The 25,073-nt window shown below is 65.9% G+C and carries 26 protein-coding genes and 1 tRNA gene; 11 read left to right on the top strand and 16 right to left on the bottom strand.

Annotation, left to right across the window (positions count from 1 at the left end; genetic code table 11):
- Positions 1 to 9: 9 nt before the first annotated feature.
- Positions 10 to 1,614 (top strand): gamma-glutamyltransferase family protein, encoded by a 1,605-nt coding sequence (locus AXYL_RS28650; protein WP_013396384.1) that lies wholly within the window; start codon positions 10 to 12, stop codon positions 1,612 to 1,614.
- A 162-nt stretch (positions 1,615 to 1,776) separates the two neighbouring features.
- Here the strand turns inward: AXYL_RS28650 and AXYL_RS28645 are convergent, their stop codons facing one another.
- Positions 1,777 to 2,463: a LytR/AlgR family response regulator transcription factor gene (locus tag AXYL_RS28645; protein ID WP_013396383.1), complete on the bottom strand. Its 687-nt coding sequence runs from the start codon at positions 2,461 to 2,463 to the stop codon at positions 1,777 to 1,779.
- 113 nt (positions 2,464 to 2,576) lie between these two features.
- On the opposite strand from AXYL_RS28645, the gene AXYL_RS28640 reads away from it, so the two are divergent.
- The gene (locus AXYL_RS28640) at positions 2,577 to 3,656 is read left to right on the top strand and encodes a sensor histidine kinase (protein WP_013396382.1); all 1,080 of its coding nucleotides are present in this window, start codon (positions 2,577 to 2,579) and stop codon (positions 3,654 to 3,656) included.
- Positions 3,657 to 3,671: 15 nt separating this feature from the next.
- On the opposite strand, the gene AXYL_RS28635 is transcribed toward AXYL_RS28640, so the two are convergent.
- The 6 genes from AXYL_RS28635 to AXYL_RS28610 are packed head-to-tail and all read right to left on the bottom strand — an operon-like array spanning position 3,672 to position 8,623.
- Entirely contained in the window at positions 3,672 to 4,091 is a 420-nt protein-coding gene (locus tag AXYL_RS28635; RefSeq protein ID WP_013396381.1) for an Lrp/AsnC family transcriptional regulator, read from the bottom strand.
- A 14-nt stretch (positions 4,092 to 4,105) separates the two neighbouring features.
- The gene (locus AXYL_RS28630) at positions 4,106 to 4,846 is read right to left on the bottom strand and encodes an Asp/Glu/hydantoin racemase (protein ID WP_013396380.1); all 741 of its coding nucleotides are present in this window, start codon (positions 4,844 to 4,846) and stop codon (positions 4,106 to 4,108) included.
- A complete protein-coding gene (locus AXYL_RS28625; protein WP_013396379.1) occupies positions 4,843 to 5,646 on the bottom strand; it encodes an ABC transporter ATP-binding protein in 804 nt (267 codons plus the stop codon). Before AXYL_RS28625 ends, AXYL_RS28630 begins: the two co-directional genes overlap by 4 nt.
- A 2-nt stretch (positions 5,647 to 5,648) precedes the next feature.
- Positions 5,649 to 6,626, bottom strand: a complete 978-nt coding sequence (locus tag AXYL_RS28620) for an ABC transporter substrate-binding protein (protein WP_013396378.1) — start codon at positions 6,624 to 6,626, stop codon at positions 5,649 to 5,651.
- A gap of 23 nt (positions 6,627 to 6,649) precedes the next feature.
- Positions 6,650 to 7,405 carry an ABC transporter permease gene (locus AXYL_RS28615; protein WP_041654394.1) on the bottom strand — a complete coding sequence of 252 codons (756 nt, stop codon included), beginning with the start codon at positions 7,403 to 7,405 and terminating at the stop codon, positions 6,650 to 6,652.
- A gap of 57 nt (positions 7,406 to 7,462) precedes the next feature.
- Entirely contained in the window at positions 7,463 to 8,623 is a 1,161-nt protein-coding gene (locus AXYL_RS28610; protein WP_013396376.1) for a M24 family metallopeptidase, read from the bottom strand.
- A gap of 110 nt (positions 8,624 to 8,733) precedes the next feature.
- Between AXYL_RS28610 and AXYL_RS28605 the strand changes: the two genes are divergently transcribed.
- Positions 8,734 to 9,618, top strand: a complete 885-nt coding sequence (locus AXYL_RS28605; protein WP_158307673.1) for a LysR family transcriptional regulator — start codon at positions 8,734 to 8,736, stop codon at positions 9,616 to 9,618.
- Between the two features lie 31 nt (positions 9,619 to 9,649).
- Here AXYL_RS28605 and AXYL_RS28600 read toward each other — a convergent pair.
- Positions 9,650 to 9,724, bottom strand: a tRNA-Cys gene (locus AXYL_RS28600).
- A gap of 168 nt (positions 9,725 to 9,892) precedes the next feature.
- Between AXYL_RS28600 and AXYL_RS28595 the strand changes: the two genes are divergently transcribed.
- Both AXYL_RS28595 and ptsJ read left to right on the top strand, forming a co-directional pair.
- Entirely contained in the window at positions 9,893 to 12,157 is a 2,265-nt protein-coding gene (locus tag AXYL_RS28595; protein WP_013396374.1) for an Orn/Lys/Arg decarboxylase N-terminal domain-containing protein, read from the top strand.
- Positions 12,158 to 12,290: 133 nt separating this feature from the next.
- Complete coding sequence (ptsJ, locus tag AXYL_RS28590; RefSeq protein ID WP_013396373.1) at positions 12,291 to 13,586, top strand: transcriptional regulator PtsJ; 1,296 nt, start codon at positions 12,291 to 12,293, stop codon at positions 13,584 to 13,586.
- A gap of 12 nt (positions 13,587 to 13,598) precedes the next feature.
- On the opposite strand, the gene asd is transcribed toward ptsJ, so the two are convergent.
- The 3 genes from asd to AXYL_RS28575 form a co-directional block, all read right to left on the bottom strand.
- Positions 13,599 to 14,447, bottom strand: coding sequence for an archaetidylserine decarboxylase (gene asd, locus AXYL_RS28585; RefSeq protein WP_013396372.1), 849 nt, complete (start codon positions 14,445 to 14,447; stop codon positions 13,599 to 13,601).
- A gap of 122 nt (positions 14,448 to 14,569) precedes the next feature.
- A complete protein-coding gene (locus tag AXYL_RS28580; RefSeq protein ID WP_013396371.1) occupies positions 14,570 to 15,142 on the bottom strand; it encodes a redoxin family protein in 573 nt (190 codons plus the stop codon).
- 59 nt (positions 15,143 to 15,201) lie between these two features.
- Positions 15,202 to 15,747 carry a carboxymuconolactone decarboxylase family protein gene (locus tag AXYL_RS28575; protein ID WP_013396370.1) on the bottom strand — a complete coding sequence of 182 codons (546 nt, stop codon included), beginning with the start codon at positions 15,745 to 15,747 and terminating at the stop codon, positions 15,202 to 15,204.
- A 122-nt stretch (positions 15,748 to 15,869) separates the two neighbouring features.
- Here AXYL_RS28575 and AXYL_RS28570 point away from each other — a divergent pair, with 122 nt between their 5' ends.
- The 4 genes from AXYL_RS28570 (at position 15,870) to AXYL_RS28555 (ending at position 18,676) form a co-directional block, all read left to right on the top strand.
- Positions 15,870 to 16,736, top strand: coding sequence for an AraC family transcriptional regulator (locus AXYL_RS28570; protein WP_013396369.1), 867 nt, complete (start codon positions 15,870 to 15,872; stop codon positions 16,734 to 16,736).
- A gap of 112 nt (positions 16,737 to 16,848) precedes the next feature.
- Positions 16,849 to 17,691 (top strand): YggS family pyridoxal phosphate-dependent enzyme, encoded by an 843-nt coding sequence (locus AXYL_RS28565; RefSeq protein WP_013396368.1) that lies wholly within the window; start codon positions 16,849 to 16,851, stop codon positions 17,689 to 17,691.
- 5 nt (positions 17,692 to 17,696) lie between these two features.
- On the top strand, positions 17,697 to 17,969 hold the full coding sequence (locus tag AXYL_RS28560) for a hypothetical protein (protein WP_013396367.1): 273 nt from the start codon (positions 17,697 to 17,699) through the stop codon (positions 17,967 to 17,969).
- A gap of 11 nt (positions 17,970 to 17,980) precedes the next feature.
- Entirely contained in the window at positions 17,981 to 18,676 is a 696-nt protein-coding gene (locus tag AXYL_RS28555; RefSeq protein WP_013396366.1) for a glutamine amidotransferase, read from the top strand.
- Positions 18,677 to 18,688: 12 nt separating this feature from the next.
- Here AXYL_RS28555 and AXYL_RS28550 read toward each other — a convergent pair whose 3' ends face one another.
- From AXYL_RS28550 to AXYL_RS28540, 3 genes are all read right to left on the bottom strand, one after another.
- Entirely contained in the window at positions 18,689 to 19,432 is a 744-nt protein-coding gene (locus AXYL_RS28550; protein WP_013396365.1) for a GntR family transcriptional regulator, read from the bottom strand.
- Positions 19,433 to 19,465: 33 nt separating this feature from the next.
- Positions 19,466 to 20,443, bottom strand: a complete 978-nt coding sequence (locus AXYL_RS28545) for a tripartite tricarboxylate transporter substrate binding protein (protein WP_013396364.1) — start codon at positions 20,441 to 20,443, stop codon at positions 19,466 to 19,468.
- 107 nt (positions 20,444 to 20,550) lie between these two features.
- Positions 20,551 to 20,997 (bottom strand): cupin domain-containing protein, encoded by a 447-nt coding sequence (locus AXYL_RS28540; RefSeq protein WP_013396363.1) that lies wholly within the window; start codon positions 20,995 to 20,997, stop codon positions 20,551 to 20,553.
- A 174-nt stretch (positions 20,998 to 21,171) separates the two neighbouring features.
- Here AXYL_RS28540 and AXYL_RS28535 point away from each other — a divergent pair, with 174 nt between their 5' ends.
- The gene (locus tag AXYL_RS28535; protein WP_013396362.1) at positions 21,172 to 22,053 is read left to right on the top strand and encodes a dihydrodipicolinate synthase family protein; all 882 of its coding nucleotides are present in this window, start codon (positions 21,172 to 21,174) and stop codon (positions 22,051 to 22,053) included.
- Positions 22,050 to 23,015 (top strand): Bug family tripartite tricarboxylate transporter substrate binding protein, encoded by a 966-nt coding sequence (locus AXYL_RS28530; RefSeq protein ID WP_013396361.1) that lies wholly within the window; start codon positions 22,050 to 22,052, stop codon positions 23,013 to 23,015. The genes AXYL_RS28535 and AXYL_RS28530 overlap by 4 nt, the downstream gene beginning before the upstream one ends.
- Positions 23,016 to 23,025: 10 nt before the next feature.
- Here the strand turns inward: AXYL_RS28530 and AXYL_RS28525 are convergent, their stop codons facing one another.
- Positions 23,026 to 23,931: a LysR family transcriptional regulator gene (locus AXYL_RS28525; protein WP_013396360.1), complete on the bottom strand. Its 906-nt coding sequence runs from the start codon at positions 23,929 to 23,931 to the stop codon at positions 23,026 to 23,028.
- A 54-nt stretch (positions 23,932 to 23,985) separates the two neighbouring features.
- Complete coding sequence (gene serC, locus AXYL_RS28520) at positions 23,986 to 25,068, bottom strand: 3-phosphoserine/phosphohydroxythreonine transaminase (protein WP_013396359.1); 1,083 nt, start codon at positions 25,066 to 25,068, stop codon at positions 23,986 to 23,988.
- Positions 25,069 to 25,073 lie beyond the last annotated feature (5 nt).

Here is a 25,073-nt window from a genome sequence, read left to right as displayed (position 1 = left end):
CGGACTCCCATGCCCATATCCAACGATCCCTTCTGGCAGCTTCCCTACCCATCGCAACGCATGCCGGTGCTGGCGGACAACGTAGTCAGCACGTCGCAGCCCTTGGCCAGCTCAGCCGGCCTGCAGATGTACGCGCGCGGCGGCAACGCGATCGATGCGGCGCTGGCTACCGCCATTGCGCTGACGGTCGTGGAGCCGTGCATGAACGGCATAGGCGGCGACATGTTTGCGATCGTCTGGCATAACGGTCGCCTGCATGGGCTGAACGCTTCCGGGCGCGCGCCAGCCGCCTGGGAGACGGCCAGGTTCGCGCATCTGGACGGCATGGATCCTATCGGCTGGGGCAGCGTGACGGTGCCCGGCGCCGTATCCGGCTGGCGCGCGATCTGGGAGAAATTCGGTTCGCTGCCGTTCGAGGACCTGTTCGAGCCCGCCATACGCTATGCGCGGGACGGCTACCTGGTCTCACCCACGGTGCATCGCCAGTGGCAGAAACAAGTGCCGCGCCTGAGCGGGCAGCCGGGCTTCGCCGAGTCCTTTGCGCCAGGCGGCCGCGCGCCCTTGCCGGGAGAGCGCTTTCGCAGTCCGGGCCAGGCCGCCACGCTGGAGAGCATCGCCTGCAGCAAGGGCGAAAGCTTCTACCGCGGCGAACTGGCCGCGGCGATAGCCGCCCATGCGCGCAACACGGGCGGCTACATCACCGAGGCCGACATGGCGAGCCATACGGCCGATTGGGTAGAGCCGATAGGCATGCGCTACCGCGACCTGGAACTGTTCGAGATCGGTCCCAATGGCCAGGGTATCGGCGCATTGATGGCCCTGGGCATGTTGGAGCACTTCGACCTGGCGGCCTGCGGCCGCGACAGCGGCCGCGCGCTGCACTTGCAGATCGAAGCCATGCGGCTGGCCTTCGCCGACCTGTACGAGCACGTCGGGGATCCGGCCCACATGAAAGTGTCCAGTGCACAGCTGCTGGATCCCGCCTATCTGGCCGAAAGAGCCAAGCTGATAGATCCGGGCCGGGCGGGCGGCCCGCGGCCCGGCAATCCGCACAGCGGCGGTACGGTGTATCTGACCGCCGCCGACAGGCATGGCACCATGGTGTCGTTCATCCAGTCCAACTTCAAGGGATTCGGTTCCGGCGTGGTGGTGCCGGGAACGGGCATCGCCATGCAGAACCGGGGCTGGGGCTTTTCCACGAAGGCTGGGCATCCCAATGTGGTGGCGCCGGGCAAGCGGCCGTTCCACACCATCATTCCCGGTTTCTTGATGAAGGGTGGGCAGCCCTTGATGAGCTTTGGCTTGATGGGCGGTTCCATGCAGGCGCAGGGTCATCTTCAAGTCACCAGCCGCCTGGCCGATTTTGGCCAGAACCCGCAGGCTGCCAGCGACGCGCCACGCTGGCGCATCAAGGACGACAACGTGGGTGTGGCGGTGGAATGGAACTGCCCGCCGGAAGCCATCGAGCAACTGCGCGCCTTCGGCCACAAGGTAGACGTGGCGCCGCGTTTCGATCTGGAGTTCGGCAGCGCGCAGATGGCTATGCGGCTGGAGCAAGGGGGGTATCTGGCCGCGTCGGACCATCGCAAGGACGGCTACCCGACAGGCTATTGACGCCGCCCGCCTGACCGGCGTTTGGTCGAGGCAAACCCGCGTTTCGTCGAAAAAGGCGTGATATCTCCCGAGCCGCCGACGACAATCTGCTCGTTTTCGGCTTGAGTCGGCGCGGCGAAGCGTTCCAACCCCGGCGCCGGCCGCTACGCCGCGCTCAGCGCGTCAGCGCATTGCCACCGCGCGCCGCAGCCGCTGCGTGGCGACCCGGCCCAATACGACGGAAGCGACACCGTTGTTGAACGCCACCTCAGTCTGGGCGCCGGGAAGCTGCGATAGATGGGAGACATGCTCCAGATTCATGATGACGGACCGGGACAGGGCGCAGAAGGGGGGGCAGGGCAACTGGGCCGCCAGGCGCTTGAAGGTGATATGCATCAGCTCGTTCGCATGGCTGGCGCTGCAAAGCAGCACGTAGTCGCCCTGGGCCTGTGCCAAGGTCAGTTCCTGGACCTTGATGAGCCTGGTGCCGTTACGCGTGCGCAGCGTCAGGTGGCCGCTGGCGCGCGGGCGCAGCCTTGCCAGCGTCTGTTCGAGCCGGTCCGGCCGCACGGGCTTGAGCAGATAATCGGCGGCCTGGACGTCGAAGGCGCGGGCCGCGTAATCGCTGTGCGCCGTGACGAAGACGACGGCGGGCGGGGCGTCCAGTTCGTTCAGCAGATCGAAGCCGGTGCCGGCAGTCAGTTCGATGTCGAGGAACAGGGCATCGGGACGATGCTCGCGGATCAGGGCCCGCGCCTGTTCAAGGGTGGCAGCTTCGCCTGCGACCAGGACGTCGCCCGAGGCTTCGAGCAGCCGGCGCAAGTAGCGCCGCGCCGGGGCTTCATCGTCGATGACAAGCACGCGCAGCATTTTCCTCCTTGGCGCCGTGGTGTGGCGGGTATAGTCGTTCGGTCTGGCACGCGGGTAAATATAAGGCCTATGCAGTTTCCAGAGAACCCTTTGCCCCTCCGGAGGGCGTGTCCATGAAGTTCATTCCCATCAGCCAGGGCTTGAGTCCGGGCGAGTCGTCGCTCGGCTTCTGGCGGGCGCAGACCTTGGGGTGGCTGTTTCTGGCGGTGGTGGGCTTTTTCATCCGGCTGGCGATATTCGCCAATGCCAATGCGGCCTTCTGGCTGACGGTGGCGCTGGAGCCGCTGGCATACATCCTGACCAGCGCGGCGGCCGTGCTGCATGGCCGCCGTGCGGGCAAGGGCGATCCGCCTCTGTTGGTGCTGGTCTGCGCGGTACTGTTCTGCCTGACCGCCTCGGCCCTGCTGGCGTCGATCGCCTACGGCATTCACGGCCTATTCCTGCCCGGCACGATCCGGGTGCTGCCGGGTAACCAATACCGGCTGGGTTTTCTCTACTACATGGGCATGCTCTCGATCTGGACGCTGATCTATTTCGGCGTCTCGGCCGAGCTGAGCGCGCGCACCGAGCGCCTGTCGAAGATGAAGGCGGAAACGCGCTCTCTGAAGCTGGAACTCGAACATCTGCAAATGCAGATCGAACCGCACTTCCTGTTCAACTCGCTCAACACCATCGTGGCCGAGATCGCCGAACGTCCCGCTATTGCGGAGGAAATGACTCGCAGCCTGGCTGAGTACCTGCGCTATTCGCTGGACCGGCGCGGACGCGGCCTGCCCAGGTTGGAAGAGGAGATCGAGGCCGCCGAGGCTTACGTGCGCATACAGGCGCTGCGTTTCGACAAGCAACTGGAACTGCGCTGCCAGATCGATCCGGCCACGCTGGACGTCTGCCTACCGCACATGACGCTGCAGGGGCTGGTGGAAAACGCGATCAAGCATGGCATGCGTTCGGAACATGGGCATTTCCCGATCGGCATACGCACGCGCTTGCAGGGCGAGGAATTGCTCATTGAAGTGGAAAATCCCGGCCGGTTGCATGCGCCTTTCGATCTGGCCCAAGGCGGGAGCGGGCTGGGGAATCTGTGCCGACGCCTGGCGCTGAGGTATCCGGACAGGCACGAATTCCTGCTGGAGCAGCGGGGGGAAAGAACCGTCGCACAGATCCGGCTGCGCGGCGCTCCCGAGCCGGCGTAGCGCGCGGGGCCGTGATTAGCGGTAGGTCGCAAGCAGGATGCTGGTTTCGGTGGCGGCGATGCCTTTGATCAGCCGCACGCGCTCCAGCACCTTGGACAGATCTGCCGTGGAGTCGGCGCGTATTTCGGCCAGCAGGTCCCAGCGGCCGTTGGTGTCGTGCAGTTGTTCGATGCTGGGCTCGCCCAGCAGGTTGGCCAACACGGCGCGCGTCTGGTTGCCGTCCACGGTAATGCCCATCCAGGCGCGCAGGCCGCCCTGATCGGAGTCGGGACGCAGCTTCAGCGTGTAGCCGGCAATGACGCCCTCGTCTTCCAGCTTGCGCAAGCGGTTGGAGACCGTGCCGCGCGACACGCCCGCCTTGCTGGCCAGGGCGGCCAGCGTCGTGCGCGCGTCGCGCCGCAGGATGGCGATCAAGCGGGTATCGATTTCATCCATGGCGAGTCCATATTTCAATGTTCCCGGAACAGCCGGCCGTAGCCGTCCATCCGGTCGCCGATCCCCGCCAGCCGCAGGCAGTGCCACATGCTGGCTTGATTGCTGCCGATGACGGGCTTGCCCAGCGTTTCTTCCAGGCGTTGGATGACGGCGGTGGAGCGCAGCGCGCCGCAGCTGATGAAGACGGCGTCCGCATCGGGCCGGTCCACGGTGCAGGCGAATTCGTACAGATAGTCGGGCGAGACGCGGTTCATGGTTTCGTCATCGGGCAGTGCCAGGCCCTGCAGCGAGACGACTTCGTGGCCCGCGCCTTCGAAGTAGGCGCGTTCCAGCGCGTTGACCGCGTCGTCGTACGCGGTCGCAATGGCCAGGCGGCGGGCGCCGACCGCGGCCAGCGCCGCCGCGACGCCATCCAGCAACGTGGTCGCGGTCGAGCCGGGCCGAGTCTGCGCCAGCTGCGTGCGCACTTTGTCGTTGCCGATCACGAAGCTGCCGGCGGTGCAGTTGTAGCAGAGCACGTCGATATCGCGGCGTCCCGGAACCAGGCTGTCCAGGGCCTGGCGCAACCCGCCTTCCGTGTCGGCCAGACTTTGCACGGTGCAGGCCGTCGCCATCGGCACGCGGCCGAAGCTCAGGCCCACGCCCTCGGGCGCCATGGCGTGCATTTCCCCTTCGGTCAGGCCGGCGTTGGCCACGCACAGGAAGGCGATGCGCGCCCGGGGGTAGGGGCCAGCGTCGTAGCGGATGGAATTCATTCCGTCATCCCTGCCGCATCGAAGCACTCGCGTATGGCGGTGGTCGCCTTGACGAAGTTGGGATGGCCGACCATGGTGTAGTCGCGCGGCCGCGGCAGGTCGATGTCGACGGACAGCGCCACGCGGCCCGGGCGCTTGCTCATCACCACCACGCGGTCGGACAGAAACACCGCCTCCGAGATGCTGTGGGTAATGAACATGACGGTCTTCTTGCTTTCCAGCCAGACCCGCTGCAGTTCCAGGTTCATGGCTTCGCGCGTCATGGCGTCCAGGGCGCCGAAGGGCTCGTCCATCAGCAGGATGTCGGGGTTGTGGATAAGCGCGCGGCACAGCGCCACGCGCTGCTGCATGCCGCCGGACAGCTGGTGCGGCAGGCATTGCTCAAAGCCTTCCAGCCCGCTGAGCTTGATCAGTTCGCGCAGCCGGGCCTCGTAGCGCGCCGCGGGCAGCTTGCGCATCTCCAGTTGCAGCGAGATGTTCTTGGTGACGTCGCGCCACGGCAATAGCGCCGCGCGCTGGAACACGATGCCTACGTTGGCCCCCGGTTCCGTCACGCGTTGGCCCAGCACGCGGATCTCGCCGGCGGAGGGCGGCGTCAGGCCGGCGACCGCCCGCATCAGCGTGCTCTTGCCGCAGCCGGACGGGCCGAGCACGGACAGGAACTGGCCTTCGGGTATGGCAAGGTCGATGCCGTCGACCGCGACGTAGGAGCCGAAACGCTGGACCATGCCGCGGATGTCGATGGCGGTATCGGGCGCGTCCGCTTCCGGGGCGAGCGCCAGGGCTGCGTGGTGTGCCATGTCTATTCCCTGTTGTAGTCGTTGGTGTAGAGCGCGCTGGTCGGGAGTGGGCTGGCGATCTGGTTCGACTGTACGAACTGGTCGACCATGGCCTGCCAGTCTTTTTCCGAAGAAACCCCGAACGGCAGCCCTTTGGTATTGGGCGTGCCGGCTGCCTGCAACGAGAGCTGCAGCTGGCGTACCAGTTGGTCGCGGTTGCGCGCCTGTTCCGGCCGCTGGCGCACCAGGGCGTCGACCGAGGCAGCGGGGTCGGCCTGGGCCGCCTCGTAGGCCTTGCGCGTGGCGCGCAGGAAGCGGCGTGCGGTGTCGGGGTTGGCCGCCAGCCATTTGGTATTGGCCGCCAGTCCTCCTTCCAGCGCGTTGACGCCGAAGTCGGCATAGAAGAAGTAATGCACCTTGGCGCCCTGCGCTTCCAGCGGGGGGATATGGAAGTAGGTCACGCCGGTGATGGCGTCCGCGCGCCGTTGCAGGAACAGGGCGGTCTTGGTGCCCACGGCCGGCGCGATGACATTGATCTTCTTCTGGTCCACGCCGTTCAGGGCGGCCAGCACCGGGAACATCTGCGCCGTCGATTCGGACGCGCTCATGCCCAGCACTTTTCCTTCCAGGTCCTTGGGCGTGCGCACCGGTGCGTCCGCATGGCTGATGATGACCATGGGGGAGCGCTGGTGCACGGCGAAAACGGCTTTCAGCGGCATGCCCGCGGCGACGCCCTTGAGCATGGTGCCGTAATCCATGAAGCCGATGGGATCGATGCCTTGCGCCACCAGCTTGGCGGTATTGCTGGAGCCGCTGCCTTCGCCGATGCTCAGGTCTATGCCTTCGGCCTTATATAGGCCTTTGTCTATGCCGTAGTACAGCGGCGCGTGCGTGCCGTAGATGCTGTAGTCCAGGCGCAGGCTCAATTTCTCTTGTGCGTTGGCTGCGCCTGCGGTCAGCAGGCAGGCCAGGGTCCAGCCAAGTCGGGTCGTGAATTTCATGATGGTGTCTCCGGAGGGCGGGGTCAGACAGAGGGCAGGGCGTCGCTGCGCACGCTGATGTGCCAGGGGATCAGGAAGCGTTCGGAAAACTCGACCAGGTAGTAGAAGACCAGGCCGATGAGCATGAGCGCGACCAGCACGGCGAATAGCAGCGTGGTGTCCAGGTTGGCGTTGGCCGACAGCAGCACGTAGCCCAGGCCGCTTTCGGCGCCCACCCATTCGCCCACCACCGCGCCCACCGTGGCGAAGGCGATGGCGACCTTCAGGCCGGAGAAGATCTGCGGCAGCGCGTACGGCAGCCGGATGCGCAGAAAGGTCCGCAGGGCGCCTGCCCGCATCGAACGGGCCAGGTCGTTGAGGTCCGCGTCCACCGAACGCATGCCCGCGACCGTGCTGACCACGATGGGGAAGAACGCCACCGAGAATGCGATCAGGATCTTGGGAAACAGGCCCAGGCCGAACCAGATGATGATGAGCGGCGCGACCGCCACCTTGGGAAACGCCTGCGAGACCACCAGCAGCGGCATGATGGCGCGCTCCAGCGGACGCGACCATACCAACACGATGCCCAGCGGTATGCCGACCGCGATGCTCAGCAGAAAGCCGCCCAGCGTTTCGACGGACGTGACCCAGCTGTGATGGCCCAGGAACGCGGAGTCCGTCCACAGTCGTTCGAGCACGCTCAGCGGCGGAGGCAGCAGATAGGCCGGCAGGCCGAACAGCGGTATCGAGACGTGCCACAACAGCAGCACCCCGATGACCGCGATGGTTGGATACATCCAGTTCTTCAACACGGCAATTCCCCTTGTATGTTGTTGGCGCGCCGGTTTTGGTGGTCAGGCGTCGATTTCGATCAACTCGCGCGGGTAGCGGGTGAGCACCTCGCAGCCATCCTCGGAAACGGCCACGCTTTCGCTGGCCATGAAGCCGCCTTCGGGCATGAACAGCGAAGGCACGAGGTGGAAGGTCATGCCCGGTTCCAGCACGGTGGGATCTCCCGGGCGTAGCGCCAGGAAGCGCCCCTCGGCCCAATTGGGCGGGAAGCCGATGCCTATGCCATAGGCGGTGCGGTGATCGAAGTAATGCGCCAGTCCGGCGCGTTCGAATACCGCCCGGCAGGCCTGGTCCACCTGGGCGGACGTGACGCCGGGGCGGATGGCGTCGATGGCGGCGTCCAGCGCGGCAATGACGGTGCCGGCCAGGAACCGTTGCCGCTCGGTGGCGCGTCCCACGACGCAATTGCGCGAGATCATGGCGTGATAGCGGTTGATGTTGGCCGCGGCCTCCAGGAACACCAGATCGCCCCGCTTGAGCTCGCGGCGTTGCCAGGTGGTGAAGCAGACGCCGCTGGCGCGGCCCACGGCAACCAACGGCACGCGGGTGTATTCGCTTCCGGCCTTGGTGGCACCGTGCAGCATGGCGGCGGCGAGGTCGTTCTCGGTGGCGCCCACGGCGATCGCACGCACTGCCGCATCAATGCCGGCGACCGCCGCATCCGCCGCCTGGCGCATGAATCCCAGCTGCACCGCGGTCTTGATCTTGCGCGCCTCTTCCATCGGCCCTTGCCAGTCGGCCAGGCGTTCGCCCAGACGCGCCTGCAACTGCTTGTAGGCGGCCACGCTGAGGTAGCCGGAGGTCGTTTCCAGGCCGATGCGGCCGCGGAGCAGGATGTCTCGCAAGTAGCTCGCCAGCACCTCGACCGGGTCGCTGATGTCATCGATCGCTACAAAGCGCGCGATGTTGCGGTTGCCGGTCGCCACGGCGTGGTTGACCTGGCGCGAGACCATGGCGATGCCGCCGTCGGCCGTGACCACCAGGCACTGGAACGTGAAATAGCCGATGGAACGGTAGCCGGTCAGCCAGTAGATGTTCTCGGGGTCGAACAGGATGGCCGCCGACAGGCCCTGGGCCTGGATGTCCCGCGCAAGCAGCGCGAGGTTCGCGGCATAGACGTCCGGGCCGAACGGCAATTCCATGGGTGCATAGTTTTCCGACACGATGGGTCCTGGATGAAAGTCGAGCGATCATCCTAGGAACAATCTACATAACTGCCTAATACCAATAATTGCCATGTCTATAGCTAAATAGTTATAGTCGGCGCATGAACGTGCGAGAGATAGAAATCTTCAGGGCGGTAATGCGGGAAGGCTCGGTGTCGCGGGCGGCGCAGGTGCTGCTGATTTCGCAGCCTGCCGCCAGCAAGTACATCGCCCAGCTGGAGCGCCGCGTGGGCGTGGCCCTGTTCGTGCGCAAGGGCGGGCGTCTGCTGCCCACGCCGGAAGGCAGGGCGCTGTATGGCCAGGTCGACCGGCTTTTTTCCGGCCTTTCGCAGTTGGACAGCTTCATCAAGGACCTGGGCAGCGAAAAGCAGGGCCACCTGACCGTCGCGTCCTTGCCGCTGCTGTCCCTGACCGTCATGCCGGACGTGCTCGCCAGCTTCATGGCCGACCGCCCCAATATTTCCGTGGCCTTGCAGACACGCAGTTCGGCGCGCATCGTCGAATGGGTGGCTGCGCGTCAGGTGGACATGGGTGTGTGCTTCTACGGGGGGCAGCATCCGGGCGTCGTGGCCGAGCCGCTGGTCAGCTTGCAGCTGTATTGCGCCATTCCCCCAGGCGACCCGCTGGAAAAGTTCGACACCATACGCGTGGAGCAACTGGCCGGCCGCGATCTCATCATCTACGACAACCTGGATCACACCCGCTTCTGGCTGGAAGCGCTGCTGGAGCAGCAGAAGGTTTATGCGCGGCGGCGCGTGCAGGTGTTCTGGACCTCGGTGGCGATGGAACTGGTGATGCGCGGCGTGGGCATCGCGCTGGTCGACCGGCTGACCGCCGCGCGCATCCCGGGCGGACTGGATCAACTGCGGCCGCTGGAGCCGGGCGCCTCGTTCGATCTCAGCCTGGTATGGCCCGAGCATTGGCCGTCGTCAGTCATCGCGCTGTCCTTCGCGGACGCATTGCGGGAACACCTGCGCGATCACTCGATCTAGTGCGGCCGGCCCCCGCCCCTAGCCAGGAAAGTGGAGGCGCGGGCTGGAATCGAACCAACCTATGCGGATTTGCAATCCTGCTGCATAGCCACTCTGCCACCGCGCCAATTTTTTTGTCCTAAGACATATATAATTGTGTTCGAGGACAAAATAAATTGCAAGCGTCCGACGCGGACGGACTGCTGTTTCGCGCGGCCACCGGTAAGCGGGGCCGCGTGGCTGTCCTTGCCACCGGGCCGCCATGGGGGTGGCCCGGGTTTGACCGAGGACAGCAATGCAGTTCCAGTTTCCCATCGTCATCATCGACGAGGACTTCCGTTCGGAAAACACCTCCGGCCTGAGCATCCGGGTATTGGCCGAGGCCATCAGGGCCGAGGGCTTCGATGTGCTGGGCACGACCAGCTACGGCGATCTCAGCCTGTTCGCGCAGCAGCAAAGCCGCGCCAGCGCCTTCATCCTGTCCATCGACGACGAGGAACTGGCGCACGGCGTGGGCGTGGCGCCGGCATTGCTGGCCTTGCGGGAATTCATCAGCGAAGTGCGGCGGCGCAACGCCGATGTGCCGATCTACGTCTACGGCGAAACCAAGACCGCGCGGCACATTCCGAACGACATCCTGCGCGAACTGCAAGGCGTGATCCACATGTACGAGGACACGCCGGAATTCGTGGCGCGGCACCTGATCCGCGAGGCCCGGGCCTACCTGGAAGGCGTCAAGCCACCATTCCTGAAAGCCTTGCTGGACTACGCCGAGGACGGCTCCTATTCCTGGCATTGTCCAGGGCATTCCGGCGGGGTGGCGTTCCTGAAGAGTCCAGTCGGCCAGATGTTCCACCAGTTCTTTGGCGAGAACATGCTGCGCGCGGACGTCTGCAATGCGGTGGAGGAACTGGGCCAGCTGTTGGACCACAACGGCGCCATCGGCGCGAGCGAGCGCAACGCGGCGCGCATCTTCAATGCGGATCACTGCTACTTCGTGACGAATGGAACCAGCACCAGCAACAAGATCGTGTGGCATCACATGGTGGCGCCGGGAGATGTGGTGCTGGTGGACCGCAATTGCCACAAGTCGATTTTGCACAGCATCGTCATGACCGGAGCCATCCCCGTCTTCCTGCGCCCCACGCGCAACCATTTCGGCATCATCGGCCCGATCCCGCGCAGCGAGTTCGAAGTCGAGACCATCCGCGAGAAGATGCGCGCCCATCCTCTGCTCAAGCACCTGGACGCCGACGCGGTCCGGCCGCGCGTGATGGCGCTGACGCAGTCCACCTACGACGGCATCATCTACGAAACCGAGACGATCAAGGCCGCGCTGGACGGCTATGTGGAAGCCTTGCATTTCGACGAGGCCTGGATGCCGCACGCGGTGTTCCATCCGTTCTATGGCGCCTACCACTGCATGGGCAAGCAGCGCGCGCGGCCCAGGGAATCCCTGGTGTTCTCCACGCAGTCCACGCACAAGCTGCTGGCCGGCATCAGCCAGGCCAGCCACGTGCTGGCGCAGGACTCCATGACGCGGCAGCTGGACCGGCACCTCTTCAACGAGTCTTATCTGATGCACACCAGCACCAGTCCGCAGTACGCCATCATCGCCAGCTGCGACGTCGCCGCGGCCATGATGGAGCCGCCTGGCGGCACGGTGCTGGTGGAGGAGAGCATCGCCGAGGCGCTGGATTTCCGCCGCGCGATGCAAGAGGTCGGCTCGCATTTTGCCGCCGGCGACTGGTGGTTCAAGGTCTGGGGACCCGAGGCGCTGGCGCCGGAGGGCATAGGCTCGCCCGAGGACTGGATCATCCGCGCCGGGGACGGCGACACGTCATGGCACGGCTTCGGGCCGCTGGCCGACGGCTTCAACATGCTGGATCCGATCAAGTCCACCATCGTGACGCCCGGACTGGACCTGGACGGCAACTTCGCGGACAGCGGCATTCCGGCCTCCATCGTCACCAAATTCCTGGCCGAACATGGCGTGATCGTGGAAAAGACCGGCCTGTACAGTTTCTTCATCATGTTCACGATAGGCATCACCAAGGGGCGCTGGAGTTCGCTGCTGACCGCGTTGCAGCAGTTCAAGGATGACTATGGGCGCAACCAGCCCATGTGGCGGATCCTGCCGGAGTTCTGCCGCAAGTTCCCCCGCTACGAGAGCATGGGCCTGCGCGACCTGTGCCAGCACGTGCATGCGACCTATGCCCGGCATGACATTGCCCGGTTGACCACGGACATGTACCTGACCGACGTCATCCCGGCGATGAAGCCCTGCGACGCCTACGCCTGCATCGCGCAGCGGCGCACCGAGAGGGTGGAGATCGATCATCTGGAAGGCCGCATCACCACCAGCCTGATCACGCCCTATCCCCCGGGCATACCCGTTTTGGTCCCGGGCGAGGTATTCAACCGGACCATCGTCGATTACCTGAAGTTCTCCCGCGAACTGAGCCGGGAATGTCCGGGATTCGGCACGGATATCCATGGTTTTGTCGAGCTGCGCGACGCGGACGGAAACCTGCGCTATTACGTGGATTGCGTGCGGTAAGCCCGCTTTATGCGGACGGGGAATCCGTGTCAAACTTACGCGGGGATGGCCAGGCCGGGAGTCGGCCACCCCCGATTGACTTGACGCGGCCCGGCCGCTGTCCGTGCCAGGAACGGGATTGTCTTAGGACTCTATGAAAATACAAGGAAAGACCGCCGCAGAGATCTTCGATTGCGTGCGCGCGATGGCTCAGTCGGGGCAGTTGCCGCCGGGCCAGGCGCTGCCGCCGGTGCGGGATCTGGCGGTCGAACTGGATATCAACCGCAATACTGTCGCCGCCGCCTACAAGCGGCTGGTGACGGCGGGCATCGCCCTGACCCAGGGCCGCCTGGGCACCATCATCCGCGACCAGTCCGGCCCTGGGGAACAGGAAGGCGCGCTGTCGGACTCGCCGCTGGCGGACCTGGCCAGCGGCAATCCAAACCCGGCCTGGCTGCCGGACCTGAGCGCGGCCCTCGCTATCCGGCCTTATCAACCGCGGCTGTACGGCGAGCCCACCGTCAATTCCGGGCTGGAAAGCTATGCCCGCGTCTGGTTCGCGCCGGACTGCCCGGCGCCCTTCGAGATCAACCTGACCCATGGGGCGGTGGACGCCATCGAGCGGCTGCTCAGCTCGCACCTGGTGGCCGGCGACAAGGTGGCGGTCGAGAACCCATGCTTCCTGAGCAGCATCAACATGCTGCGCATCGCCGGCCTGCAGGCGCTGGGCGTGCCCGTCGACGCCGAAGGCATGCAGGCGGCCGCTCTGGAGGCGGCGTTGGCCAAGGGCGCGCAGGCCGTCATCCTGACGCCGCGGGCCCACAACCCCACAGGCTGCAGCCTGAGCGAAAAGCGGGCGAAAGCGCTGGCGCGGGTGTTGGCCAGGTATCCCCACGCCATGGTCATCGTGGATGATCACTACGCCTTGTTGTCGGGCAAGGCGTACCACTCGGTGCTGCCGTCCGGCGCGCAGCGGTGGGCTCTGGTGCGCTCGTTCTCCAAGACCTTGGGGCCCGACGTGCGCCTGGCGATGGTGGCCAGCGATCCCGCGACGTCGCGGCAACTGCGGTTGCGGCTGGCCTCCGGCACCAGCTGGGTCAGCCATCTGCTGCAAGACATGGTCGAGGTCACGCTGGGCCGGCCCGAGGTCGCCAAGCAGATGGCGCTGGCCCGCAAGGATTACGCACAGCGCCGCAAGGCCCTGGAAAACGCCTTGCTGGATCAGGGCGTGGCGTATGCGGCGGACGGCGACGGCCTCAACCTCTGGGTGCCGTTGGATACCGATGACCAGGCGGTCGCGCTGGCCCTGGCCCATCGCGGCTGGCTGGTGCGCCATGGCGATGCCTTCGGGGTCCAGGAACCGGTCCGTGGCCTGCGCATCACCCTCTCCGCGATCGAGCCTGGCCAGTGCCGCAAGCTGGCGCGGGATATCCGGGAAAGCATGGGCTAGCCGCTACCGGCTTCAACGCTGGTCGGCCATGGCTTGTCCCAGCTTGACCGTCCGCCCCGTTTTCCAATCTGGATGGAAGCGCCAGGCGCTGCCGGGCATCAGCACTACCACGGTCGAACCCAACTCGAAGTGCCCCATCTCGGCGCCTTGCGGCAAGCGCAAGGGCGCCACCAGGCTGCCGTAGTCCCACTGCTGGATGCGCCGGCCGTGCGGCGCCACCAGGCCATGCCAGGTCGTGGCGATGCTGCCGACGATGGCGGCTCCCACCAGCACCATGGCGTAGACGCCATGGTGGGGATGCTCGAACCAGCACACCAGCCGTTCGTTGCGCGCCAGCAAGCCGTCCATGCCTTGCACGATCTCCGGCTTGACGGAGTAGAGCGTCCCCGGCACATGGCGCATGCCCAGCAGCCGCCCCTCGCAAGGCATGTGCACGCGGTGATAATCGCGCGGACTCAGATAGATCGTACTGAACCAGCCGCCGCCCAATGCCCGCGCCAGATCCGCGTCGCCCAGCAGCGCAGCCGCGCTGTACTGTCGCCGCTTGGCCTGTATCAGTTGCCCCAGGCTGATACGGCCGAACTGGCTCACGGTGCCATCCGCGGGACTGGTCCAGTCCGCGTCGGCCAATTTACGGGCATCCGGTTTCAAGGCCCGGGTGAAGAAGGCATTAAAACTGCCATAGGCCTTCGGGTCGGCGTGCAGGGCTTCGTCGAGATCGATGCCATACCACTTGGCGTAGCCGCGGATCAGCGGCTGGGCCACCCAGGCTTGGCGGCATGAGGCCAGCCGGCCGGCGCAGCGCGTCAGCCAGAGCTTGGGCGCGATGCGCTGGAACAACAGGGAAGGAGACGTAGACATGAAGCTCGTGGTTGCCGCGGACGAGATGCCCGGGCGGTAGGGCGAATATTGTCCTGAATTATTATTTATTATGACATAGGACAAATTTGTGCCGTTGCACCACGCGCGCGGATGGCATGCGCCTATCGCGGGGGCGGCGCGGGACAACTCTCCGCGTCGCAGGCCTGGCGGGTGGGTTCTCCAGGCGCCGCAGCGCCGCTCGGAAGGACATCCTCCTCGGCCAGCAGCCCGCCGATGGCGGCGCCCAGGGCCAAATCGTCGATGCTGCCGAAGTGCTGCAGGCGCACGCGTCCGCGGCGGTCCAGCAGGACCAGGCTGGGCGTGCCGCGCAGCCCGTAGGCCTGCATGGTCATCGGGATGGCGCCGGACGCGGCGGGGCGGTCGATGCCGATGGGAAAGCTCCATCGATACTCGTGATTGAAGGCACGCAGCGCGGCCGGACTCATCACGTCGTGGTGTTCGAAAACGGTATGCAGGCCGATGACCGCGACATCTTTGCCGCGGAACAGCCTGTGCACGCGTTCGGCTTGCGGCAGCCCATGCGACAGGCACCCAGGGCACAGCATCTGGAACGCGTGCAGCAGCACGACCTTGCCGCGCAGCGCGGCGAGTTCGATGGGGCTGTCCGCATTCAGCCATTCGTCCACCAGCAAGGGCGGGGGCATTGCGTCGGCCATGTTGTCGGATCGGGACATCTGAAGGCTCCTGTGGCGTGGCGGGCGGGGCGGTCTTGCCACGCCCACACGGGGCTGGATCAGGCGGCCCGGCGCAGCTTCACGGTCGGGAAGTCCACCGGCACGGCAAAGGCCACGTTGACGTAGTTGGTGAACAGGTTGAGCGCGACGTGCGCCAGGATCTCGACGATCTCCTGGTCGCTGTAGCCTGCCGCGCGCACGGCCTGTACGTCGGCTTCGCTCACCTGTCCGCGCGCTTCCACCAGCTTCAGCGCGAAGCGCAGCGCCGCGGCGGTCCTGGGATCGGCGGCCTCGCCGCCTTGGGCGGCCGACATTTCTTCGGCGCTGGCGCCGGCCTTGCGGCCCAGGGCCGTGTGGGCCGCAAGGCAGTATTCGCAAGCATTGCGGTCGGCCACGGCGACTGCGATCTGCTCGCCGAGCTTGGCCGGGATCACGCCGCCGCCCAAGGCGCCGAAAGCGCCCCACATGCTTTGCAGCGCCGCGGGCGAATTGGCGACGGCCTTGAACATGTTCGGCGTGGCGCCAAAGGCGCCGTGGATCTGCGTGAGCAGCGCCTTGCGGTCGGCGCTGGCGCTGCTGGCATCGATAAGAGGAACTCGGGACATGTCGGTAACTCCTGGAAAAGAAAAAAAGGCCGCCGGTCTTGGACGGGGTGGAGAAATCGTACGTAGAATGTCTGGACGTAAGGTGTTTTTTAATCCATAAAAATTGTCTTATCGTCCAATCTATGAGCGATTCTGTTCCTTCCCAAGTTGACCGGCTGTCGGCATTGCTGGACCGTTTCCGGGTGCGTGCCACGCTGTTCCACACGGGCGCGCTATGCGGCACCCAGGCCTTCGAAGCCGTGCCGGGGCGCGGCTTTCTGCACGTGTTGCGCCGCGGCGAGATGGAAGTGCGGCATCGCCCGGGAGAGACCGCCACGCCGCGCCTGCGCCTGTCCGAGCCGACGCTGTTGTTCTATCCGCGCGCCGTGCATCACGAGTTCGTGAATCCTCCCCGGGACGGCTCAGACTTCACCTGCGCGGCGCTGGACTTCGATGGCGGCGAACGCAATCCCATCGTGCAGTCGCTGCCGTCCGTGGTGCGGATCCCGCTGGACGCGGTCGAAGGCTTGCGGCCCGCGCTGGATCTGTTGTTTGCCGAGGCCGATCACGTGCGCTGCGGCTCGCGCCTGCTGGCAGACCGCCTGTTCGAGGTGGTGCTGATCCAGCTGCTCAGATGGATACTCGACCATCCGGAGGAGGTAGGCGTGACCAGCGGCCTGGTGATGGGCCTGTCGGATCCGCGCCTGGCCAGGGCGCTGGTGGCGCTGCATCGTTCGCCTTATGAAGACTGGTCCCTGGCCAGAATGGCAGCGATGGCGGGGATGTCGCGCAGCGCCTTTGCGGCGGCCTTCAAGGATGCTACCGGCGCCACGCCTGCGGCCTACCTGACCGACTGGCGCTTGAGCCTGGCGGCGTCCATGATGCGATCCGGCCGAGCGGTCAAGCTGGTGGCCGCGGAATTGGGATTCGCCAGCGCTTCCTCGCTGTCCAAGGCGTTCCGGCAGCGTATGGGTGTTTCACCGCGCGAATGGCTGGCCGCCAACGCCTAGCAGTGGCCGGCAAGTGCCGGCGCCATCGTGATAATATTGACCTATGACAAAACTGCGGGCGGCATAAGCGTTGTGGGAAACGCCGGCCGCCACTCCTACGCGAGGTTCAGGCATGAGCGAGCAAGGCCCAGGGCAAGACAACGGCACCCAGACACAGCACGACCAGCACGGCCGCTGGCCGCAGGCGCAGTCGGTCGAGGATTTCCGCCGCAATCTGGCCGCGGTCAACGGACGAATTGCCGATGCGGCCCTGCGCGCCGGCCGTGATCCGGCGACGGTACGCCTGCTGCCCGTGAGCAAGACCGTGGAAGAGGCGCGCATCCGGCTGGCCTACGAGGCCGGCTGCCGCTACCTCGGCGAGAACAAGCTGCAGGAAGTGTCCCGGAAATGGGAAGCCATGGCGGACCTGACCGATTTGAGATGGTCGGTCATCGGCCACCTGCAGACCAACAAGGCCAAGCTCGTGGCCCGCTATGCGGCAGAGTTCCAGGCGCTCGACAGCCTGCGAGTGGCCGAAGCGCTGGACCGCCGGTTGCAGGCGGAAGGCCGCCAGCTTGATGTGTTCGTGCAGGTCAATACCTCCGGCGAGGCCAGCAAGTACGGACTGCAGCCGGAGGAGACGGCGGCCTTCCTGCGCGAACTGCCCGCGTTTTCGGGGCTGCGGGTGCGCGGCCTGATGACCCTGGCGCTGTTCTCGGCCGAAGCGGCGCGCGTGCGCGAGTGCTTCGTACTGCTGCGCACGCTGCGCGATCAGCTGCGCCAGGAAGCGCCCGCGGGGATAGGCCTGGATGAATTGTCCATGGGCATGTCCGGTGACTACGAGATCGCCATCGAGGAAGGCGCCACCGTGGTCCGTGTCGGACAGGCCATCTTCGGTGCGCGCAACACGCCCGATTCCTATTACTGGCCTACCGGCAACAGCGCGGAATCGCGCGAGTCCGACGGCCAGGAGTAGCGCGCATGCCGGTGTATCGACTCATCATCAAACGCGACGGCCGCCTGATCGGCCATTTCGAATCCACCGCCGCGTCGGCGCTAGACGACAGCCGCGACATCGCGGCACGCCTGCCGGCCAAGGACGGCTATCAGCTCAGCCTGTTGGTCGCGGATGGCGAGCGGCGCCTGCTCGAAAGCACGCCGCAAGGCATCCGGCTACTGGCTTCGGAAAACGTGTTCGTCTCAACCCCCGAAGGCTTGCTGGGCGGATTGGACCGCCATCCGAGCCCGCAATAGGAGTATCCGGAATGAGCCTTACCGCATTGGCGATCCGCCACGTGCCCTTCGAAGACCTGGGCGTACTGGCGCCGGTCCTGGCAGAGCGCGGCTACAGCGTGCGATACCTGGAAGCGGGCGTCGACACCATCGACGCCGCCACCCTCGGCAATGCCGACCTCGTCGTGATCCTGGGCGGCCCCATAGGCGTCTATGAAACCGGGCGCTATCCCTTCCTGGAGCAGGAACTGCGCGCCATCGCGCACCGGCTGCGTCAGGACAAGCCGACGCTGGGCATCTGCCTGGGTGCGCAGCTCATGGCGGCGGCGCTGGGCGCGGAGGTCGCGTCCACCGGACGCGCCGAGATCGGCTATGCGCCGCTGACGCTCACGCCGCAAGGGCAGGATTCCGTGCTGAGCGTGGTTCAGGACGTGCCCGTGCTGCATTGGCACGGGGACCAGTTCGCCATTCCCGAGGGCGCGGCGCGTCTGGCCGAAACGCCGGGTTTCCCGAACCAGGCGTACGCGCTGGGGCCCCGGATACTGGGCCTGCAGTTTCACCTGGAAGCGGATTCCACGCAGATCGAGCGCTGGCTGATCGGCCATGCCTGCGAACTGAGCCTGCGGCAGATCGATCCCGCCGTCATCCGCGAGGATGCCCGGCTTTACGGCCCCGAGCTCGAACGTCGCGCGCGTGCGGCGATGGAGCGATGGTTGGACGGGATCTGAGGCAGTACTGCGCTATCTCGGTCGCTTGCGCCCCTCCGGGCGCTTTTGCAGCCAATCCACCACGAACTCGCCCGACTCATGGATATGCGAACGCATGGCGGCGCGCGAGGCGTCGGCGTCGCGCGCGGTCAGCGCCTGGACGATGGCTGCATGGTGTTCGATATTTTTCTTCATGCGAGCCTCGTACATGCCCAGCACGGTCATATTGAGGATGTTCTTGGTGTAGTCAGTGTGCAGGTCCTTGATGATGCGTTCCAGCGACGCATTGCCGGCGGCGCGGAAGATCAGGGCGTGGAATTCCTGGTTCTTGATGACCCAGTGTTGCATGGGCGCGGCAGCCTGACGCGGGGTGGCCCCGTTGCCCGCGTTGACCTCGGCGTATAGCGCGCCGACGGCCTGCGCGCATTCGGTGTGGGTGGCCTGCAGCCTTTGCAGGTCGGCGTCGGAAATCCAGCGCGCCGCAAGCTCGGCCGCCATGCCTTCCAGTTCGCCGCGCAGCCAGTAGTTGGCGCCGATGTCCTTGATGGTCGGTGCCACCACCGTGGCGCCGTAGCGCGGCTGCTGCACGATCAGGCCCTTGGTCTCCAGCTGCCGGAACGCTTCGCGCACCGGCGTGCGGCTGACGTCGTATTCTTCCGCCAGCGTCTCTTGCCGCAGCTTCTGCCCGGGCGCATAGACGCCATTGAAGATCTTTGCGGAGATCGACTCCACCAGGTGCTGCACCAGTTCTTCCGCGGCGGGATATGTGCGATCCATGGCCTGACTCCCACGTCCTTGACGGTTATGTGGCTATTTTCCGGCGTCCGCGGAGAATACCCGCCGCCACTTTTTTTGCTCCTGGAGCATGCGTTCCAGGAAGACCTGCGATCCCGTGGGCATGGGCTGGCTGCCTTGCGCATACAGCTGCGCCATGCCCTCGCTCTGAGCCACCGCCTGCATGGCGCGTTCCAGCTTGTCGAGTATGTCCTTGGGCGTCGCGGCAGGCGCGACCAGTCCCGATATCGAGCCTACATCGAAATCGCCGCCCAGGGTCTCGCGGGCGGCGGGAACGTCCGGCAGATTCGACACCCGCTGTGCCGAGGTTACGCCCAGCGCTCGCATCTTGCCGGACTGAATGAACGGGCCGACCACCACGGTCTCGACCGCAGTCACGTCCACCACGCCGGAGAGCAGGGCGGTGGCCGCCTCGGCGCCGCTCTTGTAGGGCACGTGCATGAGCGTGGCGCTGGTTTGCTGCTGCATCAGGGCGAACACCTGGTGGATCGAGGTGCCTTGTCCCGAGCTGGCGTAGGAGACCGCGTCGGGCCGGCTGCGGGCGCGGGCGACCAATGCTGGCAGGTCCTGGATCGGCGAGGCTTCCGGCACGACCAGGGCCAGCGGCGTGTTGGCGATCATGGACACGTAGGCGAAATCCTTGAGCGCGTCGTAGTTCAGCTGCTTGTGGATGAGAGGATTGACCGCGACCATGCCGTTGGTGATCACCATCAGCGTATAGCCGTCGGGCTTGGCCCGGGCCACGATGTCGGCGGCGATATTCCCGCCCGCGCCGGGCTTGTTTTCCACGACTACCGGCTTGCCGAGCTCGGCTTGCAGCTGCCTGGCTACCGTGCGCGCCGTGAGATCGGTGATGCCGCCGGCGCCGAAGGGCACGATCAGCGTGATGGGCCGCTCGGGCCAGGTGCCGACGGCCTGGGACGGGCTGGCCAGCGTGAGCGGCAGCGAAAGCGTCAACGACGCAAGGCAGGCGCGCAGAAAAGGGGCGTGCATGATGTTTGTCTCCTTGGAATTTTCTATTTCTTTGTGTGCAAGCCCGGCAGGGCGGGCCTGCCGCGGACGGCGGCGAGTGGCGGCGGCCGTCCGTTGAACCGCGGGTATCAGTGTTCGAGGTCCTGCTCGGTGATCGCGGGCGGTTCGCCCTGGATGTTCATGCGGCCGTCGTACACCGGCCGCCCGCCGGTCGTGGGCCCCTGGTACTGGACGAAGAACAAGGTGCCGCCTGTCTCGGTGCTGAGCGCTTCTTCGATGTGCGGGTCCGGATGGAACACCACGGTGCCCGGGCCGTACATCTTTCCGCCCATGTTGAATTCCCCTTCGATCACGTACCAGACCTGGGCGAAATCGTGTTTGTGCAGGCGGAAGCCCGCGCCCGGCTCATAGCGCAGAAAGCCGGCATTGGGCTCGGTGGGGCGTTCTGCTCGTGTGTGGAAGAGGAACTTCGTCTTGTTCTTGAACCGGCCCATCTCCCACTCCATGTCCTCCGGCCTGCGGTACTCAGGCATGTGGTGGGTCTGCGTCTGTTCCGGCACGACGTTGCTGCTCATGGCTTGCTCCTTGGTGAATTGGCCGGGAAAGTCTATCGGCCTTGCGCGGGAATTACTGGATACAAGATTCGCCTGGCGGCAGCGCGGGCGGGAGATATCAGGCGCCCAGGAAATAGGTATTGGACCGCCCTGCGCGGCCTCCCTAGACTGCAAGCCGTCATGGAGAAGCGAGCTATGCATTTGAAGGGAATCATCGGCTACCTGCTGACGCCTTGCGATGAGCGCGGGCGGGTGGACCACGCGCTGTTGGAAGCGCACGTCGAACGGCTGATCGGCGAGGGCGTGCATGCCTTGGCGCCCCTGGGCAGCGTCGGCTGCCTGCCCTACCTGGACGATGGCGAACGCGAGGCCGTCATCGACACCGTCATCGGCGCTGCGCGCGGGCGTCTGCCCGTGCTGGCGGGCGTGTCCAGCCTGAGCACGGCCAGCACCGTGCGCCATGCGCGCTACGCCGAACGCGCGGGCGCCGCGGCCTTGCAGCTATTGCCCAGCACCTACTGGAAACTCACTCAGGACGAGATCCACACCTACTACCGCGAGGTCTGCGAGTCGGTCTCCACGCCGGTAATGGTCTACAACAACCCGTTCACCACGGGCATGGACCTGCCCGTCGAGTTCCTGGCCCGGCTGGCGGAGCTTCCTAACGTCACCATGATCAAGGAAAGCAGCCCCGACCCCACCAAGATCGCGAGGCTGCGTGCGGCCTGCCCCGCCCGCACGGCCGTGTACATCGGCCTGAACTGCATGGCGCGCACCGGATTCGCGGAGGGCGCGGCGGGCTGGTGCACGGCGTCGGCCAACGTCAGCGCGTCCTACGCCCTGAACCTCTACCGCTGCGCCATGGCCGGGGACGCGCGCGGCGCGGACGAGTGGTTTGGCCGGCAGATCGATCTGTTGAATTTCCTCATGGACCATGGCCTGCCCAGGACCGTCACGGCGGGCCTGCAATTGCGCGGCTTCGACAGCGGACGCTTGCGCGCGCCCTTGGCGCCGTTGACGGCCGACCTGCAGCAACAACTTCTAGAAATTCTCAAGAAAATGGAGATAGCCGGATGAACAAGGGATTGCGCCGCTGCATGGCGGCTTTGCTGGGTGTGATGGTTCCGGCCGCCGCGGCCTGGGCGGGCCCGTATCCTGACCAGCCCATACGCCTGATCGTGCCGTTCGGCGCCGGTGGCGTGACCGACACCACGGCGCGGGTGTTCGCCGAAGGGCTCACGCGGGAGCTGGGCCAGCCGGTCGTGGTGGAGAACCGCGGCGGCGCGGGCGGCTCGATCGCCGCAGGCGCAGTGGCGAAGTCGCCGGCCGATGGCTACACGCTGCTGGTGATCACCAATGGCATGGTCGCCGTCAACCCGCTGATCTACAAGAAGCTGCCCTACGACCCGAACAAGGACTTCACCTACGTTGCCATGCTGGCGAACACACCCACGGTCTTGGCCGTGGGCGTGGACAGCCCATATGCGTCGTTGCCGGAAATCATCAAGGCCGCGTCGGTCCAGGCCGACAAGATCGCGTTTTCCACGGCGGGCGAGGGCTCCGACAACTACCAGGTCCTGGAGCTGCTGCAACAGGCGACAGGGGTGAAGATGCTGCATGTGCCCTACAAGAGCGGATCGGAATCCATGACGGCGGTGATGAGCCGCAACACGGATCTGACGGCCGTTTCCGCCGTCACCGCGGTGGGTTTCGTCGAGGCGAAGCAGATTCGTCCCTACGCGGTGACCTCGTCGCGCCGCCTGGCCAACCTGCCCGACATCCCTACGGTCAAGGAAGTGCTGGGCAAGGAGGTAGAAGGCGGGTCCCTGTCGGGCATTGCCGTTCCCAAAGGCACGCCGGCCGATGTCGTCGCGCGCTTGAACACAGCCATCGCCGCGGTCGCCAAGAGCCCGTCGGTGCAGGACAAGATCTACGCGCGGGGCAGCGAACCCGTGGACGCCAGCCAGGCAGCGTTCGAGCGCAGAGTCGTCGCCGAACAGAAGAAGTGGGCGGGCATTCTTTCCCGTCCGCAGCAGTAAGTCCGGGGTTTCAGGGCGCTTGCGCGCCCAGCACCTCGCGCGCCGTCTCGATGAACCAACGAACGGCGGGGTTCACGGACTGGGCGGGCGCCGCCAGCGCCATGCCATAGGTCAGCGGTTCGCCCGCGACGTCCGCGAGGTCCACGTAGGCCACGTTGTCGATGGCGATCCTTCGCAGTGCCGACGGAACGATGGCGACCCCCAGGCCGCCGGCGATGAGCGGCAAGCTGATGAGGGCGTGGGACGACTCCTGCAAGACCCGTGGATGGAATCCGGCCCGCTGGCAGGCCGCGACGATTTCGCCGGCGAAGCCGGGGCTGTCCGAATGGGCCAGGGTCACCAAGGCGTCGTCTGTCAGGTCCGAGAGCCTGGCGCTTTTCATGCCGGCCAGTCGATGGCCCGCCGGCACGGCCAGCACCAGCCGTTCTCGCGGCAGAGGGGTGATCGTGATGCCCGGCACGCCGGAAGCGGGTGGAACCAGGAATGCCGCGTCCAGTTCGCCGCGCTGCAACTCCGCCAGAATGCCGACGGTGCTGCCGCTGGTCAGGCGCAGCCGTATGTGCGGAAAGCGCTGCGCGAATTCCGGCAGGATGCGCGGGAGCAGGTTCAAGGCGGCGCTGGGCACCGCGCACACGCGCAGGGCGCCCATGCGCCCCTCTGCCGCGTCGCGCGCGGTTTGCAGCGCGGCGTCGGCGCCTTCCAGCAAGCGCTTGGCTTCGCCCAGGAAGGCCCCGCCGGCGACCGTGAGACGCACGCCCAGGCGGTCGCGTTCGAACAGGTCCGCGCCGATCTCGGTTTCGAGCCGCTTGATGGCGACGCTGAGCGGCGGCTGGGTCATGTGCAGCCGCGCGGCGGCCTTGCGATAGTTCAATTCCGTTGCCAGGACGACGAACTGTCTGAGCTGCCTGAAATCCATGCTGGTTTCCCCGTGTTTTATATCGGCATGGCCGACGCGCGGCGCAAGCCGGCATCAGCCGTGCGTGCGCAGGAAGTCTGTCATGAAATCGGCCAGCGCGGCCGTTGCCGGCAGGTCGACCGCGTTATAGAGACTGGCCCGGATGCCGCCGGTATGGGAATGGCCCTTCAGCCCCATCAGCCCGGCGTTCTCGGCCTGGCGCAGAAACAGGGGTTCCAGGGAGGAATCGGCCAGGAAGAACGGCACGTTGTTGATCGAACGGAATTCCGGCAGGACCTTGTTGAGGTAAAAGCCGTCGCTGGCGTCGATGGCGCGGTACAGCAGCCAGGCCTTGGCCTGGTTGGCCTGGTGGATGCGTTCTATCCCGCCGCTCCGGCGGATCCAGCGCAGCGTCAGTCCGGTCAGGTACCAGGAGAACGTGGCGGGCGTGTTGAGCATGGAGTCCGCCCGCGCCGCGTACGCATAGTTCAGCACGTCGGGCGTGATGGGCAGCGCGCCGTCCAGCAAGGCCTCGTCCACCACCACCACCGTGACGCCGGCCGGTCCCATGTTCTTTTGCGCGGCGGCGTAGATCAGGCCGTGCCGGGATACGTCGATGGGCTTCGACAACAGGCTGGAGCAGGCATCGCATACCAGCGGAACGGATGCGTCCGGCGCGGTCGCGAATTGCAGGCCATGCACTGTCTCGTTTTCCGTGTAGTGCAGATAGGCGGCGTCCGGATCGAGCCGCCATTCGCCGGGGGCGGGCACGCGGTCGAAGCCGGACGCCGCGCTGCTGGCCGCCACGCGCACCTCGCAATAGCGTCGGGCCGCCTCGATGGCCTTGCCGGACCAGAGCCCGGTGTGCAGGTAGTCCGCCGACGCCTTGCCGCGCAGCAGATTCATCGGCACCTGCGAGAACTGCAGCGTAGCGCCGCCTTGCAGGAACAGCACCTTGTAGCGGTCGGGAATCCGCAGGATGGCCCGCAGGTCCAGTTCGGCCTGGCGGGCGATATCGATGAATACGCGCGAGCGGTGGCTGATTTCCATCACCGACATGCCGGTTCCCGCGAAATCGAAGAACTCGTCGTGCGCTTCCTGCAGCACTTCCAGCGGCAGCGCGGCCGGGCCGGCGCTGAAGTTGTAAGACCTTGCCATGTTTC

It is taken from the genome of Achromobacter xylosoxidans A8, from assembly GCF_000165835.1.
Lineage (GTDB): Bacteria > Pseudomonadota > Gammaproteobacteria > Burkholderiales > Burkholderiaceae_B > Achromobacter > Achromobacter xylosoxidans_B.
The sequence above is the reverse complement of the archived record's forward strand: the minus strand, read 5'-3'. Positions and strand labels throughout refer to the sequence as shown.